13 protein-coding genes and 3 pseudogenes are annotated in these 17,179 nt (G+C 59.0%); 5 read left to right on the top strand and 11 right to left on the bottom strand.

Features of this window, described 5'->3' with window-relative positions:
* Positions 1-126: 126 nt before the first annotated feature.
* Both ACR3EQ_RS24280 and ACR3EQ_RS24275 read right to left on the bottom strand, forming a co-directional pair.
* Positions 127-2,370: pseudogene (locus ACR3EQ_RS24280) on the bottom strand (Ig-like domain-containing protein).
* Positions 2,367-2,990 carry a hypothetical protein gene (locus ACR3EQ_RS24275; RefSeq protein WP_480492401.1) on the bottom strand — a complete coding sequence of 208 codons (624 nt, stop codon included), beginning with the start codon at positions 2,988-2,990 and terminating at the stop codon, positions 2,367-2,369. Before ACR3EQ_RS24275 ends, ACR3EQ_RS24280 begins: the two are co-directional and overlap by 4 nt.
* A 221-nt stretch (positions 2,991-3,211) precedes the next feature.
* Here ACR3EQ_RS24275 and ACR3EQ_RS24270 point away from each other — a divergent pair, with 221 nt between their 5' ends.
* Genes ACR3EQ_RS24270 through ACR3EQ_RS24260 form a run of 3 tightly spaced genes read left to right on the top strand, consistent with a single transcriptional unit; the run spans position 3,212 to position 5,222 of the window.
* Positions 3,212-3,625 (top strand): hypothetical protein, encoded by a 414-nt coding sequence (locus ACR3EQ_RS24270; protein ID WP_480491858.1) that lies wholly within the window; start codon positions 3,212-3,214, stop codon positions 3,623-3,625.
* Positions 3,622-3,912, top strand: a complete 291-nt coding sequence (locus ACR3EQ_RS24265) for a hypothetical protein (protein ID WP_480492400.1) — start codon at positions 3,622-3,624, stop codon at positions 3,910-3,912. The genes ACR3EQ_RS24270 and ACR3EQ_RS24265 overlap by 4 nt, the downstream gene beginning before the upstream one ends.
* Positions 3,870-5,222, top strand: coding sequence for a dockerin type I domain-containing protein (locus ACR3EQ_RS24260; RefSeq protein ID WP_480492398.1), 1,353 nt, complete (start codon positions 3,870-3,872; stop codon positions 5,220-5,222). The genes ACR3EQ_RS24265 and ACR3EQ_RS24260 overlap by 43 nt, the downstream gene beginning before the upstream one ends.
* A 24-nt stretch (positions 5,223-5,246) precedes the next feature.
* On the opposite strand, the gene ACR3EQ_RS24255 is transcribed toward ACR3EQ_RS24260, so the two are convergent.
* Genes ACR3EQ_RS24255 through ACR3EQ_RS24245 form a run of 3 tightly spaced genes read right to left on the bottom strand, consistent with a single transcriptional unit; the run spans position 5,247 to position 8,280 of the window.
* The gene (locus tag ACR3EQ_RS24255; RefSeq protein WP_480492397.1) at positions 5,247-6,089 is read right to left on the bottom strand and encodes an HlyD family type I secretion periplasmic adaptor subunit; all 843 of its coding nucleotides are present in this window, start codon (positions 6,087-6,089) and stop codon (positions 5,247-5,249) included.
* The gene (locus ACR3EQ_RS24250; protein ID WP_480492396.1) at positions 5,984-6,559 is read right to left on the bottom strand and encodes a hypothetical protein; all 576 of its coding nucleotides are present in this window, start codon (positions 6,557-6,559) and stop codon (positions 5,984-5,986) included. The genes ACR3EQ_RS24255 and ACR3EQ_RS24250 overlap by 106 nt, the downstream gene beginning before the upstream one ends.
* On the bottom strand, positions 6,559-8,280 hold the full coding sequence (locus ACR3EQ_RS24245; RefSeq protein WP_480492395.1) for a type I secretion system permease/ATPase: 1,722 nt from the start codon (positions 8,278-8,280) through the stop codon (positions 6,559-6,561). Before ACR3EQ_RS24245 ends, ACR3EQ_RS24250 begins: the two co-directional genes overlap by 1 nt.
* 511 nt (positions 8,281-8,791) lie before the next feature.
* Between ACR3EQ_RS24245 and ACR3EQ_RS24240 the strand changes: the two are divergent.
* Positions 8,792-11,235 (top strand): annotated as a pseudogene (locus ACR3EQ_RS24240) (GcvT family protein).
* A gap of 22 nt (positions 11,236-11,257) precedes the next feature.
* Here the strand turns inward: ACR3EQ_RS24240 and ACR3EQ_RS24235 are convergent.
* Positions 11,258-12,145: a LysR substrate-binding domain-containing protein gene (locus ACR3EQ_RS24235; protein WP_170614063.1), complete on the bottom strand. Its 888-nt coding sequence runs from the start codon at positions 12,143-12,145 to the stop codon at positions 11,258-11,260.
* 217 nt (positions 12,146-12,362) lie between these two features.
* Between ACR3EQ_RS24235 and ACR3EQ_RS24230 the strand changes: the two genes are divergently transcribed.
* Positions 12,363-13,718, top strand: a complete 1,356-nt coding sequence (locus tag ACR3EQ_RS24230) for an MmgE/PrpD family protein (protein WP_170614062.1) — start codon at positions 12,363-12,365, stop codon at positions 13,716-13,718.
* A gap of 13 nt (positions 13,719-13,731) precedes the next feature.
* Here the strand turns inward: ACR3EQ_RS24230 and ACR3EQ_RS24225 are convergent, their stop codons facing one another.
* The 5 genes and pseudogenes from ACR3EQ_RS24225 to ACR3EQ_RS24205 form a co-directional block, all read right to left on the bottom strand.
* Positions 13,732-13,881: a hypothetical protein gene (locus tag ACR3EQ_RS24225; protein ID WP_480492393.1), complete on the bottom strand. Its 150-nt coding sequence runs from the start codon at positions 13,879-13,881 to the stop codon at positions 13,732-13,734.
* Positions 13,824-14,309, bottom strand: coding sequence for an aspartate racemase/maleate isomerase family protein (locus ACR3EQ_RS24220; protein WP_480492391.1), 486 nt, complete (start codon positions 14,307-14,309; stop codon positions 13,824-13,826). Before ACR3EQ_RS24220 ends, ACR3EQ_RS24225 begins: the two co-directional genes overlap by 58 nt.
* Positions 14,264-14,470 carry a hypothetical protein gene (locus ACR3EQ_RS24215; RefSeq protein ID WP_480492390.1) on the bottom strand — a complete coding sequence of 69 codons (207 nt, stop codon included), beginning with the start codon at positions 14,468-14,470 and terminating at the stop codon, positions 14,264-14,266. The genes ACR3EQ_RS24220 and ACR3EQ_RS24215 overlap by 46 nt, the downstream gene beginning before the upstream one ends.
* Positions 14,467-15,534, bottom strand: coding sequence for a pyridoxal phosphate-dependent aminotransferase (locus tag ACR3EQ_RS24210; RefSeq protein WP_480491847.1), 1,068 nt, complete (start codon positions 15,532-15,534; stop codon positions 14,467-14,469). Before ACR3EQ_RS24210 ends, ACR3EQ_RS24215 begins: the two co-directional genes overlap by 4 nt.
* A pseudogene (locus ACR3EQ_RS24205) lies at positions 15,531-17,146 on the bottom strand (hydantoinase B/oxoprolinase family protein). The gene ACR3EQ_RS24210 and the pseudogene ACR3EQ_RS24205 overlap by 4 nt, the downstream one beginning before the upstream one ends.
* Positions 17,147-17,179: the final 33 nt, after the last annotated feature.

Genomic DNA, 17,179 nt, shown 5'->3' with positions numbered 1-17,179 from the left:
CCGTTGCCGAGGCCGTTTGCAGACGGTCCCCTGACTTTCAAAAATCCGGGCGCGTGCCGCAGCCAAATCCCCGCCGCCGCACCACCATCATATACCAGTTGCGAAACACGCAGATACGGTGAAAAATCAGCGGCATCCGAAACAACTCGTTCGGAGCGCGCGTTCAGACCCAAGAAGACCTGGGCAGAAACGCGCCCTTCGCGGCATCCTGACCGGCATTTGCGGCCGCAAACCGGCATCGCTTTTTGCCAGATGAGGACTGCTTTCGACAGCTAGACCGTGCGAGGAACCGCTTATGGTCAGGCGCGAGTTTTGCGCGTCACTGAGAGAAACGGCACCGTTTGTCCCGACGTCATTCAGGGTCAACACCGGGCGGAAATCGGTCGTGAGCGTTGTCGTTGCAGCGGGCGCACTGTTGCCAGCCGCATCATCCACCATAGCCGTCAGCGTAAAGGCGGTCCCATCCGCCAATGCCGCCAGATCGCCCGAAAGAACGGTAGCGGACCAAGTTCCCGAGGAAACAACGGCCGTAAAGGTCTGCCCGCCGAGCGTTACCGAAACCGTCTGGCCATCCTCAGCTGTGGTAGTTCCCGACACTGCTAGATCGCTGTTTCTTTCAATCACATCCAGAACTGCACCGGTCGGAACCGGATCAAGCGTGATTGACGGTGCGCTAAAGTCCGTTGTGAAGCCGTCTGAAGCGGAGCTGCTGTTTCCTGCCGCATCCGCAACCGAAGCGGTGACACTGTAGCTTTCATTGTCCTGCAACCCGGCTAAATCCAAGCTTGCGGCGGTATAGTTCCACCCTCCACCTGTTACAGTCGCTGTTCCGCTCACATCAACGGTTCCGTCAGCACGTGCGATCTGAACTGTGACCGTTGTTCCGTCCGGCGCATCTGATGTGCCCGACACGGTTAGATCCGTGCTCTGTTCGGCGGCATTCATGATCGCGCCGTCTGACAGGGCGGAGATCGTGATTGAAGGTGCCGTAAAGTCCGTGTCAAAGCTGCTCGTCGCTTGAACGGAGGGGTTACCTGCGGCGTCCGAGATGTCAGCGGTAACCGTCACAGTACCATTGTCGGACAACAACGAAAGATCTGAGGACGGTACAGTCACACTCCAACTGCCACTCTGGACCTGGCCGGACTACGTCTGCCCGTTCATCGAAACGGTCACCATTTGCCGGTCTTCGGCATCCGTCGCACCAGTTATGGTCAGATCCGTAGCTTGCTCCGAGGCATTCAGAACGGCACCAGAAGAAAAACTGTCGATGCTGAGCGTTGGGGCGGTGAAATCCGTCGAGACCGAGCTGCTGGCCTGTGGCGCGTCCAATCCGTGATTGTCGGAAACGTCAGCGGTGATGGTAAATCCCGAACCGTCCGCAAGCGCCTGCAAATCTACCGTGGGAACCGTAATTGTCCATGTATCTCCTGATACAGCGCCCAGATAGGTTTGACCGCCCAGGTTAACCGTTACCTGCTGTCCATCCGGAACATTTCCCGTTGTACCGCTGACAGTCAGATCCGACCCGGCCTCGACCGCGTTCAGAACGGAACCGGTGGGCAGTGGGGAGATTGAAATGGAAGGCCCGCTGAGATCCACGGGCAGGGTTGCCGTTGCCGGAGTGGCGAAATTACCCGAGGTGTCGCTGACCGTGGCACTGACCGAAACCGGGGTGCCGGTAGTCAGCCCCCCAAGATCGGCGCTGGGGACGGTAACGCTCCAACTGCCGCCAGATGTTGTGCCCGTGTAAACTTGGCCGTTGAACGTCACCAAAACACTCTGGCCATCGGCTGCCGTTGTCGTGCCGGTCAGAGCCAGATCGCTGTTCAGATCGACCAGTTCGATCGAACCGCCCGAAACCGGGTCAAGTGTGATGGTCGGAGCAGTGAAATCCGTGTCGATACTGTCCGCGGCCGGAACAGCCGGATTGCCTGCCTGGTCGGTCACGTCCGCCTGTATTATGATTGTCGCACCATCCTGCAGCGCGGCCAGATCAGAGGCGGGGACCGTTACGCTCCACGCCCCGTTGGCGACGATGCCGGTATACGACTGCCCGTTGAACGAAACAGTTACAAGCTGGCCGTTTTCAGCGTCTGTGGTTCCGCTCAGGATCAGATCGGTCGCCTGTTCAATGGCGTTCATCACGGCCCCGTCAGATACCCCGGTTATGGCAAGGGTCGGTGGTATGGTGTCAATTTCGAACTGAACCGATTCAGTTGACAACTCGGCGCCAGACGCATCGAGGCTTCGAATAGTGACTGAATTTACCCCTTGCGGCAGACTGGCCGCTTCGGCTTCGGTCAGCGAGATAACCCAGCTTCCGTCTGCATTCGGTGCAATGGTTTTCGTGATCGAACCGATGGTCACTTCAATAGTGTCCGCGTCTGCCGAGGCCAAAACTCCGGTGCCGAAGCTGCTGAGTGTCGTCGATTGGGCTCCCGCAAGGTTGAGGGTCGGGTAGCTGGGTGTCGGACTGGGGTCGGGGTGGGCACGACTGCGGGGCTGTCATCTCCGCCGCCGCCACCACCGCCACCTGCGCCCGCAGCAGCGGCGCCAGCCAGACCTATCCCGCCCAATATTGCGCCAGCGCTGCCCATTCCACCTGCGGCTGCGCCACCGGCCTCTGCCGTAAGGCTGAACTGAGCGATTTCGGCAACGGCTTCCTCGGCGATCATGATTGCGCCGCTGTCCAGAACCTGAACGTTTTCGGCAGCCACGATCAGGGTACGACCATCGTTGAGTTTCAGCAAAACATCGCCGTTTTTCAACAGCTTTGCCGACTTCACTCCCGGAATGGTCTCCGCAAATTGAAAGGCATAAAGCTCTTCCACGGTGGCCTGTCCCAATGCCGGTAACGCCATAAGCACGGATCCGAGCCCCCCTGCGGCGCCCCGGCCTGCCCATTTGCGCAACCTCGCATCGATCCATTGGCGAATATGCTTCTTGCGATCCGTGTCAGGAGTGTTGAGTTCAGAATTCTTCGTCATCTTGTCCTCACAAGCAGTTGCCGCTTACGTCGGGAAGACGTTTGGCCTGGGCCAGGTTCCGTTCATCTGTCTTTCCTTTTGATGACTCACGTGGTCGGACCCGAAAATTTGAGTTAATCTGAATCCGAACTCCTCGTTTTCACCACAATTGCGCTTTGGTTTTGGTCTTTGCGTCAGAGCACCCTGTTGTCAAAGCCGGCATCGGCGTGGGGTGATCAGATATGAAGTTCAATTTCCAAGGCGTGGTAGAAACGGCGAGCACGGCGCTCGATTCAGGTATCGGCGATACGGCTTTAAAAACGTTTAACGGGACCACGTATCTGTACAGCGTGACCGGACCCGGCGGCGGTATTGCTGTCTGGACATTGGCAAACGGCGCGATTCCTCAACTTCAGGACACGCAATATTTCAGCGGCTCGATAACGTTTCAGGTCGGGCGCAGCGGGATGCCGGTGACACTTGGGGGGCAGGACCGGCTGATTCTGGACGTCGATTCCGCAAAGGGTCTGGTTGGATACGATCTGCTGGCTGACGGCTCCATCGGAACCTTGCGGGAAACAGGCACCCTGTCGGGCCAGTTGAATTTCTGGCAATTGCCCACGAGGACAGCGGCAGTATTGCGACCTATCATGTGAGCACGGACGGATCGCTGTCATTGGCAGGCATCACCCCCGGACAGGCCGATTCGATGCAAAGCCTGAAATCCGGATCCGGACATTTCGTGATCACTGCGGATGCGGCCAGCAATGTGATCTCCACCTACGAAATAGACGATACGACCGGAATCCTGACCACGGTGGATAACAGCGCCTCTCTGTCGACACTGGGCATTGCCACTCCGACAGCTATCGAAGTGGTGCAGGCGTACGGACTATCCTGGTGTTGGTGGCGGGTTCGGGCAGCAACTCTCTCAGCGTCATGAAGTTGGGCGGTGACGGACGTTTGACACCGACGGACTATGTTCTTGATTCCTTGAACACGCGGTTTGAAACGGTTCAGGATCTGGCAGTCGTCGAAGCAAACGGGCGGGCCTTTGTTGTGGCCGGAGGTGGCGATGACGGGCTTACCCTGTTTACCCTGACACCCGACGGCCAGCTGATCTATCTGGATAGTTTCGCAGATACTCTGGCAAGCGGTTTGCAGAACGTCGAAACGATCAGCGTTGCCCAGGTCGGGGACGAGTTACAGATCCTTGCTGCCTCGCAACAGGAATCCGGCCTGACGCAATTGACTGTTTCGATCGCCGATCTGGGGGTGGTCGACGAAGGGCTGGGCACCGTCAACGGAACAGCTCTGGGCGATATGCTGACCGGCAGCATCCTGAACTCGACCCTTCTGGGTGGGGCGGGAGACGACATTCTGATCGCTGGCACAGGCGCCACAACGATGACCGGAGGTTCCGGCGCCGATATCTTTGTCATGAACTACGGCAGCGACACGACCACGATTACTGACTTCCAGCCGGGTCTGGACCGGCTGGATCTGTTCGACTACCCGCTGATGCGAACCCCATCGCAACTGACTTTCACCGCGACAGCGCAAGGCGTGCAGATTGACTACATCAATGAAACCATTCTGGTTCACTCCGCAACTGGTGGCCCGTTGACCAGCGCCGACATCTTTGGAGCGGGGTTTGGCGGGCCTGACCATATCCCGGTCAATTTCGGCAATTTCGGCGGGCTCGTGCCTGAAGGCTCGGGTGGCGTGCTGGGGGACATCACAGTCGACACACAGACGGCCAATCCTGCGCTGGCGGACGCAGAAATCAGGTTTACTCTAAACGGCGGTGGCACGATCAGTGTTTTTGCCGATGAGAACGGGCAATTTGATCTGGGCCTGCCGTCCGGCACGTTCCCTGGTCAATTCGATGTTGTAAAAAGCTATTCGACCGCCAGCGACCAGATAACCGCACTGGATGCACTGCAGGTCCTGCGGATATCCGTGGGGCTTGATCCGACCTGGGGGCCCGCCACGCCTAAAAACCTGATCGCGGCCGACATAACACAGGACGGAACGGTAAACGCTCTGGATGCGCTGGCGGTATTGAAGGTCGCTGTTGGTCTACCGACCACACATCCTGCTGAATGGGTGTTTCTGGACTCCGCTGCGGATCTTTCCGGGATTACCCCGACCAACGTAAACTATGCAACGGGCACAAACGCTGTCGCCGTGGATGGACAGTTTTCGGGCGACATGACCTCGATCCTGCTCGGAAATCTGGAAGCGGCCTGAAACCCGGCGCGATGATGCGCCTGGTTACTCGCGGAACGCGCGATTGAAATAATCGGCCATCGGCTTGATCAGATAGGACAGCGGTGTACGTTCATCCGTCTTGATCATCGCCTCAACCGGCATACCGGGAAGCAGAGCTTGCCCGTTCAGTCGTTCAACTTCGCCGTCGTCTGGGGCAACTTCAGTCCGGTAGAATGTAAATCCAGTACTCTCGTCCATGAAGGTGTCGGCAGATACATTTATCACATGACCATTGATCTCAGGTGTCTCACGCTGATTGAACGCCGGGAAGCGCAGGGCGACCTCTTGTCCGACATACAATTGATCAACATGTAGCGCATCCACACGCGCGGCAACCAGCAGCGGTGTGTTCTGCGGCACGACATACATCATCGGCTCACCGGGCTGAATCACCGATTGCAGCGCAAAAACCTGACTGTCATAGACTGACCCCGAGACCGGCGAACGGATGTCCAGACGCGACAAACGCTCGGTCAAGGCCAGCCTGCGCTCCGACAGTTCAGACACCTGAGCCTGCACTTCACGTAACGCGGTGATCGCCTCCTCCCGCCGTGTGGCGGTGAGCTCGACGATCTGAATTTCCGTTGCTGCAATCTGGCCTTTCAGACGGGCCACCGATGCTTCAAGACGACCAATTTCACCGGTCAGGCTGGCATTTTCACGTTGAAGGGCCGACACCCGGCTGGCCTGCGTCAAACCGCGCTTGAGCAGGTTTTCCTGATCTTCCAACTCATTCTGGATCAGATCGACCTGAGTGCGCAGCGACACCAACTGGGCCTGTGTGCCTTCGATCTCACTTTCGATCTGGGTGATTTGTTTGCCCAGTTGCTCTTTCTGCTGGGCCATCGTATCGATCCGCGCCTCAAAAGCCGCTGCTGGCCATCAATCAGATCTGAATCGATTTTTCCTGTTGCTGAAGGGCGCTTAGACTGGATGCCAAACCGTCTGCGTTGCTTCCGTCGCGTTCCGCCTCCAGCCGCGATTTCCGCGCCAGAAGTTCGAAAAGCTGAGATCGACAATGCTTTTTCCGAGGACAAAAACGTATCATCCAGCCGCAGGAGTAAATCGCCCTCGGCGACGACATCGCCATCCCGCACAAAGATCTCGCCGACCACACCACCGTCGGGGTGTTCGACGACCTGGCGGTTGCTTTGAACTTCGATCACCCCTTGCGAGACGATTGCCCCCGCCAGTTCTGTCTGCACCGACCAGAGCCCCAGTCCGCCGACCAGGATGGTCAAGGCAGAGAAACCGACAAGCGCCGGAACCGTAATGCGCCACGCCGGACGTGGATGTTGTTCAAGATTCGCCGCCATCAGCTGCCTACCTGATTGAATTTTCGTTTGATGGCTTCGGCGTTTTGCACAGCCGCGCTCAAAATCTCGTCCCGACTGCCGAACTTCACAACTTGACCGCGTTCGACCACGGCCAGATCATCGCATTCCGAGATTGCCTGCGGACGATGTGTCATGATGATCGCCCCCTTACCTTCGGCCTTCAGGCCACGAACGGCGGCATTCAAAGCCTCGGTTCCGTCTGCGTCCAAGGCCGAGTTCGGTTCGTCCAGAATCAACAGGACCGGGTCCCCATATAGGGCGCGTGCCAAGGCAATGCGTTGTTTTTGGCCACCTGAAAGCTGGCTGTCATTGCCTTCCAGAAAGGTGTCGTACCCTTTTTCCAGTGTCAGGATCAGGTCATGCGCATTGGCTTTCTTCGCAGCATCAACGACTGCCTCGGGATCGGGGTTTTCGGACATCCGGGCGATGTTCTCGGCCACTGTTCCGTTGAACAGGGTAACCTGTTGCGGCAGATAGCCGATATGCTGCCCCAGATCGTCCGGATCATACTGATCCAGCGTCGCACCGCCCAACCTTATTTCGCCGCCGGCCGGTTGCCACAACCCCAGCAGGGCCTTGGCAAGTGTCGTTTTACCCGACCCGCTTTTGCCGATAACTCCCAACGCCTTGCCCGGTTCCAGGCGCAGCGTGACATTGCGCAGTGTCGGTGTATCGGCACCCGGCGGAATGACGGTCAGGCGCTTGGCCTCCAATTTCGCTTTTGGCACCGGCAACTTGGTGCGCGGCATCTCAGGCGGGGTGGTATCCAGAAATCGGTTCAACGAAACCCAGGCCGTCCGCGCCTGCTGGATCATCCCCCATTGGCCCACCGCCTGTTCCACGGGCGCCAATGCCCGGCCCAAAAGGATCGAGCCAGCAATCATCGCACCGGGCGACAATTCATTGCGCAGCACCAGCCAGGCCCCAAGCGCCAGCATCGCGGATTGCAAAAACAGCCGCAGCGATTTGGTCAGCGAAGTAAAGCTTCCAGTCCAGTCGCTGGCGGAAATGGTCTGTGACAATGCACTCGACCGTTGCCGCAACCACCGCTGGGTCACAGCCCTCTGCATTCCTTGCGATCGGACTACTTCCGCGGCTTGCCTGGCATGTTCGGAAAACGAGTTCGCCTGCGCCGATGCCCGCTGTGCTTCCGCTACTTTGTTCCGGGTCAGAACCTGGTTGAGCAGAGCAATGAATATCAGCAGCGAACCGCCACCAACGGCCAGCCATCCAAGCAAGGGGTGAAACAGGAAGATCGCGGCCAGAAACACCGGCGTCCAGGGGATGTCCATCACCGCCAGAAGAATGGGGGACGCGCAGAGTTTCTGGATGATTTCGAGATCCCGCAACGCTGTCGCCGGTGCGGATCTTGTTTTCGGATCAAGCGATCGCCGCAACGTGGCGTCGAACACCCGTTCGTCCAAAGCGGATTGGAACCGGGCCCCAAACCGGGCGACAATCCTGCCGCGTGCATAATCCAGCATGGCCATCAGGACATAAAGCAGTGCAACCAGCAGGAACAGAGCCGTCAGCGTCTCGACCGCGCGCGATCCCAAAACCCGGTCATAGACCTGCAACATGAACAATGGCCCGGTCAGCATCAGCAGATTGACAAAAACACTGAACAGAAACGCGAGTGCCGGGAACGTCGTTCCCTGATTGCGGGTATTGCGCAACTCGTGTCTGGGGGACGCAGACATCCTGAAATCCGGGTTCACAGTTCAAGCCTTTGCTTATTGCGGTACGCAGACGATCCCGTCTGCAGCGTCCGGCATCTTAGAACGTTGTCGCGGGGCATAAAATGCGCCGTGTCGAAGATCGGCAAAAAACCTCTGACCAAAGTCATTGCAACCCCCTGGATGACTGGCGAGTCAAAGCGACTGCCTCTTGAAAGCCACTATGACGGCCTACGCAGGACATGTCGAACCTATTGATACCAATTGCTGAATCTGCCGGGCATTTTCTTTTTGACACCTCAACCCATCGAATTTGTGATGATCCAATAGCTTTGGTCCCGCATGTTCATTCTCAATCAGTATGCATGGAAAATCTCCGGGGCTTTGCCCCACAATATTTTGCAGGTCGAGCAACAGGTGATCGTTTAGTTTTGTCACGAATCGTGCCGTTATCCGACGAACGAGAAATGGTCGGATGACCAAAACCATGATGACTCAGAATATCTGACGTCTTTGATTTCGAGAAGGAACACCGATGAAGACGCACGCGCAGGCTGTAGTGATCGGAGGCGGCCTTGTTGGTTGCTCTATCCTGTATCACCTGGCCAAGCTGGGCTGGAGGGACGTTGTCCTGCTGGAACGGGACGAACTGACCAGCGGATCGACCTGGCATGCGGCGGCAAATATTCACGGGCTGCACGATAACAACAACGTCACCCGCATCCAGCATTATACAATGAACCTGTATAAAGAGCTGGAAAAGGAAACTGGACAGGGTTGCGGCGTGTTCCAACCGGGCTCGCTGTATCTGGCGCAGACCGAGAACCGTGAACACCAGTTGCGTCTGCAGGAGGCCAAAGCGCGGTTCTACGGGCTGAACTTTCACGAAATCAGCCGCGAGCAGGCCAAGGAGTTGCACCCACTGGCGCAGTTCGATGACATCCGTTGCATCATGTACGAACCCGACGGCGGCAATGTTGACCCTTCGGGTGTGACCCACGCCTATGCCGCAGGGGCCCGCGCAATGGGCGCATCGATCGAGCGGTTTTGCCCGGTCATCGGGACGGAACAACAGCCCGACGGTTCGTGGATCGTGCGCACCGAAAAAGGCGACATCCATACTCAATGGGTGGTCAATGCCGGGGGCCTCTGGGGACGCGAAGTCGCGGCGTTGGCGGGGATCGAGCTGCCATTGCAGCCGACCGAACACCAGTATTTCGTGACCGAGGCGATTAGCGAGGTCGCGAGCCTGGGCCGACGTCTGCCCTCGATCGCCGACCGGGATGGCGAATACTACTTCCGCCAGGAAGGCAACGGCCTGCTGATCGGAGCTTATGAAAAAGACATGAAGTTCTGGGCAGAAAACGGTACGCCGCTGGACTTTGCCCATGACCTGTTCCCCGATGACCTGGACCGGATCATGGAGAATGTGATCCGCGCCACCGAGCGTGTGCCGGTGGCCGCCACGGCCGGGGTCAAGCGGGTGATCAATGGACCGATGATCTGGTCCCCGGACAGCAACGCGATCTGGGGGCCGGTCCCGGAGCTGCGGAACTATTTCTGCTGCACCGGCATTATCCCCGGCTTCTCGCAATCGGGCGGTCTGGGCTTGCTTGCGGCTCAGTGGATGATCGAGGGAGAGCCGCAATACGACATGTTTGCCTGGGATCTGGCCCGGTTCGGCGACTGGGCGGACAAGAAATTCACCAAGGCGCGGGTCGAGGACCAATATACCCACCGCTTCGCCATCCATTTCCCGAACGAGGAACGCAGTGCCGGGCGACCGGCCCGCGTGCGCCCGGCCTATGAGATGCAAAAGGACATGGGTTGTGTCTTTGGCCTGAACTGCGGCTGGGAACACCCGCTTTGGTTTGCAGATCAGCCCGGGGCGGTCGAAGCCAACGGTTTCACACGACAGAACTGGTGGGAACCGGTGGGCCGCGAGGTGAAGATGCTGCGCGAGAGCGTTGGGGTCATCGACATCTCGAACTTTGCAAACTACGTGATCAAGGGACCAGGCGCCCATGCGTGGCTGGACAAGCTGGTCGCCAACCGGGTGCCGACCAGGTTGGCCGGTCCTGCCTGACACCACTGATCTCGGTGCGTGGCGGTGTGGCCGGAGACTTTACCATCACCAAGGTGGCTGACGACGATTACATGATGATCGGCTCGGGCATGGCTGAACGCTATCATCAGCGCTTCTTCAACATGATCGACCTGCCCGAGAGCACCACGTTCGAGGTGGCGACAGACCGGATCGCGGGTTTCAACGTCGCAGGGCCCAAATCGCGTGACCTTCTGCAGCGGTTGACCAATGCGGACCTGTCGAACGAGTCCTTCCGTTTCATGCGATCGGCCACGATCGAGGTGGCAGGCGTGTCCTGCCTCGCGATCCGTGTCAGCTTTACCGGTGACCTGGGGTGGGAGTTGCACTGCGCCGAAGAGGACCAGATCAGGCTCTACTCTGCGCTGCTTGAGGCGGCGAAGGATTGCAATGGCGGCCCGGTGGGCGGCCGTGCGCTTGGGTCGTTGCGGATCGAGAAGGGCTATGGCTCGTGGGGTCGCGAGTATTCACAGGAATATTGGCCGCAGGAGGTCGGGCTGGCGGGCCTGATCAAGCTGGACAAGGATTTCCTGCACAAGGACGCCTATCTGGCCATCAAGGATAACGCCGCCCGCGAAATTCTGTCGATCTTCGAGGTCGACGTAACCGATGCCGATGCGACAGGCGGCGAGCCGATCTTTACCCCGGACGGCACGCCAGTCGGTCGCGTGACCTCGGGCGCTTACGGCTATTCAGTCGGCAAATCCCTTGCCATCGGCTATGCCAACCCCGCTGTCGCCAAGCCCGGCGATACGGTCGATGTCTTCATTCTTGGGAAACCGCACAAGGCCAAAATCCTGGCTGAGCCGCCCTTTGACCCCGCAGGGCACCGCCTACGCGACACGGCCCCGGTTGTGGAAGAAGTCGGCGCATAACAAACAGTGCAGCTTGTTCCGGTCAGGTATTCAATTCAGCGGCAGCCTTCAAAAGCCAGTCCTGAAATAGCCTGACCGGAGGCGAGGCCGATTTTTCTTTGAGCTGTATGAAATAAGCCCATGGGCTTTCCAGCTCAAAGCTAAAGGGTTCAACCAAAAATCCCCTGTCGACATAGGGTCGCGCAAGCGAACGGGGTAGTGCTATGCACCCCAGAGACTTGACCGCCATCTCCATTGCCAGGTTCGAAATATTGGTGCGCAAGCCGTCCTTTTGGTTCAGATCCGATAATCCGAAATGCTGCGCAATACGCTCCCAATAGGCGGGGCGACCCAGAATGTGGATCAGTGACGCATCCTGCAATTGGGCGGGGACGGTCAGGGGTCTTCCATCGACCAAAAAATCAGGAGCACAGACCACGGCCAGCTTTTCAACCCAAAGACATCTGGCACCTTCCGCCACGTCTTCAGCATGATTGATCGTCAGAGAAATATCAGAAACATTTGCGCCGACATCTGTCCAGACGGTGCCATGGACCGTCAGATCGATATCCGGATGCACGGCGTTGAAGCCCCGGATTACATCCGGCAACCAGTTTTCCGCCAGGCTGACAGGGCAGGACACCACGACCCGCCGCTTGTGCGTGTTCAGAATGACGGATTGCGTGGCCACGTCGATTTCGTTCAGGGCATGGCGCACGGATGGCAGATAGGCCTCACCCACATCTGTCAGGGTCAATGACCGGGCATGGCGAACAAAAAGCGGACGATGCAAAAATTCCTCAAGCGAGCGCACGTGGTTGCTGACCGCCGACTGCGTGCAGTTCAGTTCCTGCGCCGCGCTGGTAAAGCTCAGATGGCGCGCTGCCGCCTCGAACGAGCGCAGGAAGGTGAGGTGGGGCAGATTCATCATGGCAACGGTATCTCAGATGGGACGCAGAACCAAAGTGAAGCGCATACTGTGCACCTTCTTGTCCGTCAGCGACGCCTGAACGGTCCTTTTTGGTCCCGCAAAGATTGGAAAGTGTCGCAAAAAATCAAGGGCCAATGCCCCCGATAGTTTTCGTTCTGCCAATCGTAAACCCTGCTAGAATTTTCGGGAAGTCAAAAGAAAACGCCCGCAGGACACCGTGACAGACACCTTTCAAGCCGTTGCCGATTTCACACTGGGGCGCCAACCGCAGGACATTCCGGACTCCACTCTCAATGCGGCGGCTCTGATGCTGCTCGACACTTTGGGCATCGCCATCGGCGCTGGCCCCATGAAGGCCGGGCAAATCGCAAGAGACTGCGCGGCAGCCCTATACGGTGCCGGTGAACAGGGGCTGAGCGCACGCATGTTGTTCGATGGCCGCAGGGTCAGCGTGGCCGGAGCCGCTTACGCAGCCGCGACCCAAACAGACAATCTGGACGGTCATGACGGGTATAACCCGACAAAGGGCCATATCGGGGTCGTCGTGGTTCCCGCCCTGGCGGCACTGGCGGAAACGGTGCCCGATTTCTCGGGGCCTCAAGCGCTGGCCGCCGTGACGATTGGGTATGAAGTTGCCGGACGGGCCGGGATTGCTCTGCATGATACGGTCAGCGACTATCATACGTCGGGCGCCTGGAACGCACTAGGCGTGGTGGCGGTTGCAGCCCGTCTTCGCGGCCTGAGCGCTGAACAGATGCGGCAGGCAATGGGCATCGCCGAATATCACGGTCCGCGCAGTCAGATGATGCGAGAGATCGCTAACCCGACCATGTTGCACGACGGCTCGGGCTGGGGGGCTTTGGTGGGTATTTCCTCGGCGGTTCTGGCAGAAAAGGGCTTTACCGGTGCGCCTGCCATCACCATTGAGGCGAAAGAGGCCGCCGCGCATTGGCAGGACCTGGGCCAGTTCTGGCAGATGGAACATCAGTATGTGAAACCCTATCCGATTTGCCGCTGGGCTCACGCTGCCATTGACGCAACCCGCGCATTGATGCGCGAAAACAACCTGAGCCATCAGGATATCGCGGCCATCCACGTGAACACCTTCAAGGAAAGCGCCTGCCTGTTCCGGGGCATGCCGGATGATACGTCCAAGGCGCAATACTCGCTGCCTTTTGCGGTCGCCACAATGGCGGCACATGGCCGGATCGGTGTCGAGCACATCACCGGCGCAGGTCTGTCCGACCCGCTGGTGGCCAGCATTGTCGAGCGCATCACGGTTGCGGAAACCGCACGCCACTCTGACCGCTTCCCGCAAAGCCGCACTGCCGATGTCAGCATAACTCTGACCGACGGACAGGTGCTGAACTCGGGTGACGTACACGCGCGCGGCGGCCCCGAAGCACCGATGGATCAGGACGAGGTTGTCGGAAAGTTCATGGAATTCGCCAGCCCGTCGCTGGGTACAGAACGGGCCGTCGCCATTCGGGACGCGGTTCTCGGGCTCAACCAAGCCGGATCAAAGTTCTCGGACCTTGGCGCACTGATCTACGACGCTGCCAACAGCACTTGAATACGGGCGAAGATCAAAGCCACTCGAACAACTGGCCTGGCAACGCATCGTGACGCGGAAGATTCAGGGCCCGCATAAGGCAGAACATCATCGCCTGATTGGACGTCACCACTGGTTTGCCCAGCTTTTCTTCGATCCGGTCAATTGCTTCCACGGATCGCATGTCCGTGCAGCTGAGAACAATTGCCTGCGCGTCGGGATGATCGGCCTGACAGGCCAGATCAAAACCTCATCCGGAGTCAGTTCACCCTGACCAAAATTTCCCAGTTCGCTGCCTATGTCAGCGCAACGAACGGTTTCGATGCCGTTTTGAGACATGAAATCAATCGCCTGTGCATTGATTTCCCCCAGGTAGGGCGAGGAAAACCCGACTTTGGCAGCTCCCAGCGCTGTAATCGCCGCAATCAGTGACCCTGCGGCGGTCAGAGAAAGCGCGCCCGAACCGGATTTGATCTGCCGCGCAAGATCCGCGTCAAATGACGGGCCATGAGTCAGCGTGGCAGAAGTGCAACCGTATAATACCACGTCCGGCCGAACGCCCGCGATCATTCGCAGGTCGTGACTGATATCGGAGGCGCCAAGTCCTGCCATCTGGTCCGATCCCGGATCTCGTCCACGTCGTACCCACCCATGCGCTGGAAATGGACGGTGGTGTCCGGCGGGCGCATCAATTCCATATCCGGCTCCAGATTGGTATTGGTGAAGGGCACAAGGACGCCGATTTTGGCTCGTCTTCGCGTTTCGCAAATCATGATATCACCTTTTTTAGCACCGCCAGGCATCGATCCATGACCGGTGCCTCGCATATGGTGGCGCGCAGGCAGTCGCTCAGCCCATAGCCGCCCATTCCGCGCATCAACAGATTTTCAGCACGCAGCGCCGCATCAGCACGCTGTGCTTCTTCGGCCGAGGCAAAACGCAGCAGGACGAAGTTGGTGTGGCTTTCGGGGACGCGCAGGCCCATGGCGCGGCATTGATCGGCGAAGCGGTCGCGAATGCCGGCGGTTCGGGCAATCACGTCCCGCATATGCGCCTGATCGCGCATCGCGGCGGTTGCGGCGGCTTGCGAGGCGATCGAGATATTGTTGGGATTCAGAAGCTTTCGTATCTCAGTCGCAATCGCCGGCGGGAAATACCCCCAGCCCACCCGAGCACCCGCAAGACCATAAACCTTGGAAAACGTCCGCATGACCACGGTATCGCCCCTGTCAGTCAGGGCAAAAATCCCGGCGGGGTCATTGGTTTCGTCAGAGAACTCGGCATAGGCCTGATCCACGACCAGCAGAACATCTGCGGGCAACCCGTCCCGCAGGCGCAGGATCTCGGAGTTCGGAATCAAGGTGCCCGTCGGGTTGCCGGGGTTGCAGACAAAAACGATCCGCGTCTTGGACGACATCGCAGCCAGAATGTCGTCAACGGATACAGTCAGGTCAATTTCGCGGGCCTTGACATAATCAGCCTGCACCTGCGCCGCAGCGGACGAGACGAACGCATATCCATAGTCCGTACCGAGAACCCGATCGCCAGGTCCGGCATAGGCCCGGATCAGGCAACCAATCAGTTCCATCGAGCCGGCACCGCATAACACTCGCGCCGGATCCAGCCGATGCACATCGGCAATAGCGGCGCGCAGTTCCGGCCACTCCGGATCGGGGTAGAGTGGCAAATCACTCATTGCAGCCTGTCCCGCCGCGATGGCAGCGGGGCTTGCAGGAAAGGCACTTTCGTTCTGGGCCAGCGAGATGGTGTCCGCGCCGCCGAGATCGGCCAGCGCATACGCCGCCATCGCGCCGACATGGGAAACCGGGCGGATCATGACACAACGCCGTAGGATTTGGCGCCGTCCTCGCTGATCAGGCCGCGTTTCAGATCCAGCGCAAGTGCCTGTGCGTCGCGTTTGGAGGGATCTCCGAAACCACCTCCGCCGGGGGTTTCGAAAATCAGATAGTCGCCGCCTTCGACCCGCAACTCGCCCTTGCCGGGAATGTCGCCTTCTCCGTCGCGGAAACGGATGCGCCCGGGTGCGCCTGGCCGTCCGCCCATACGCCCAGGGCGGGGAACTTCAGCCGTTCGACCGAGAGGAATACGATGAAGGGTGCACCGTTGGCCGAGGTCATCTCGATCCGTTGACCCAATCCGCCGCGATACGTGCCTGCGCCGCCGGAATCGGGGCGAAGTTCGCGCCGCCAGATGGTGACGGGCGCCACGCTTTCAGTGATCTCGACCTGTGATCCGAATACGCCCGAAGGGTAAGCAGTGGCCGACAGGCCATCCGCGTGTGGCCGAGCGCCGGTGCCGCCATTATGTACCGGTTCAACCGCAAACTCGCGCCCACCGTCACGGGCCACTTCGGGGGCATGGCGCATTGGCAGGTCGAACATGCACGAGGCACCTTCGGCCGGCACTGCAGTGGGAAGCGCCTGATGCAGACACCCCAGCACCAGATCAGGCGTCACCTGTCCCAGCGTATGCCGCATGGCGACCGGCACCGGGCGCTGTGCATTCAGGATACAGCCCTTTGGTCCGTCCACGGTGAACGGTTCCAACGACCCGGCATTGTTGGGGATGTCAGAGCCGACGATGCAACGCAGTGCGAACACTGTATAGGCGGTGGCATAGTTGAGCGGCACGTTGATACCCTTGCGCGAACAACCCGAGGTGCCGGTGAAATCAACATGCATGCCCGATTTGCTTACGGTCAGTGTCGCGTGCAGTTCCAGTTCGTTCTCATAGCCGTCCATCTTCAACGCGTTCCTGTAGACGCCTTCCGGCACTTCGGCGATCGCCTCAAGCGTACCGCGGCGCGAGGTGTCGATGATGTAGCTTCCCAGCCTGTCCAGATCGTCGATGCCGAACTCGTCCATCATGTCGACCAACCGGGTCACACCCGCCTCGCAGCAGGCGATCAGCGCGTAGATGTCACCCTCATTTGCAATTGGCTCGCGGCTGTTGGCGCGGACGATGTCGAGCAGCAGCGCGTTCGGCACGCCTTCTTCGACCAGTTTGCAGGGCGGGATCAGCAGACCTTCGTCATAGATGTCCGAACCCTCTGGCCCCATGCCGAGGCCACCCAGATCGACCAGATGCGAGGTGCACGAGGTAAAGCCCAGGACCTTGCCGTTCTTGAACGCAGGCATCATCAGCAGAAAATCGTTCAGATGCCCCGAGGCGAGCCAGGGATCATTGGTCATATAGATGTCGCCGGGCTTCATATTCTGCACCGGGAAACGTTCGCGCAGATGCATCACCGCTTCGGCCATGGTGTTGATATGGCCCGGTGTGCCGGTGACGGCCTGCGCCAACATCCGGCCATGAACGTCGAATATCCCGGCAGAAATGTCGCCGCATTCCCGTACTATAGGTGAGAACGCTGCACGGATCAGGGTCTGGCCCTGTTCCTCGACCACTGCCAGCAGACGGTTCCACATCACTTGCAGGCGGGCGGGAGAATGATCGGCAGT

Source organism: Ruegeria sp. AN11 (assembly GCF_056536005.1).
The sequence above is the reverse complement of the archived record's forward strand: the minus strand, read 5'-3'. Positions and strand labels throughout refer to the sequence as shown.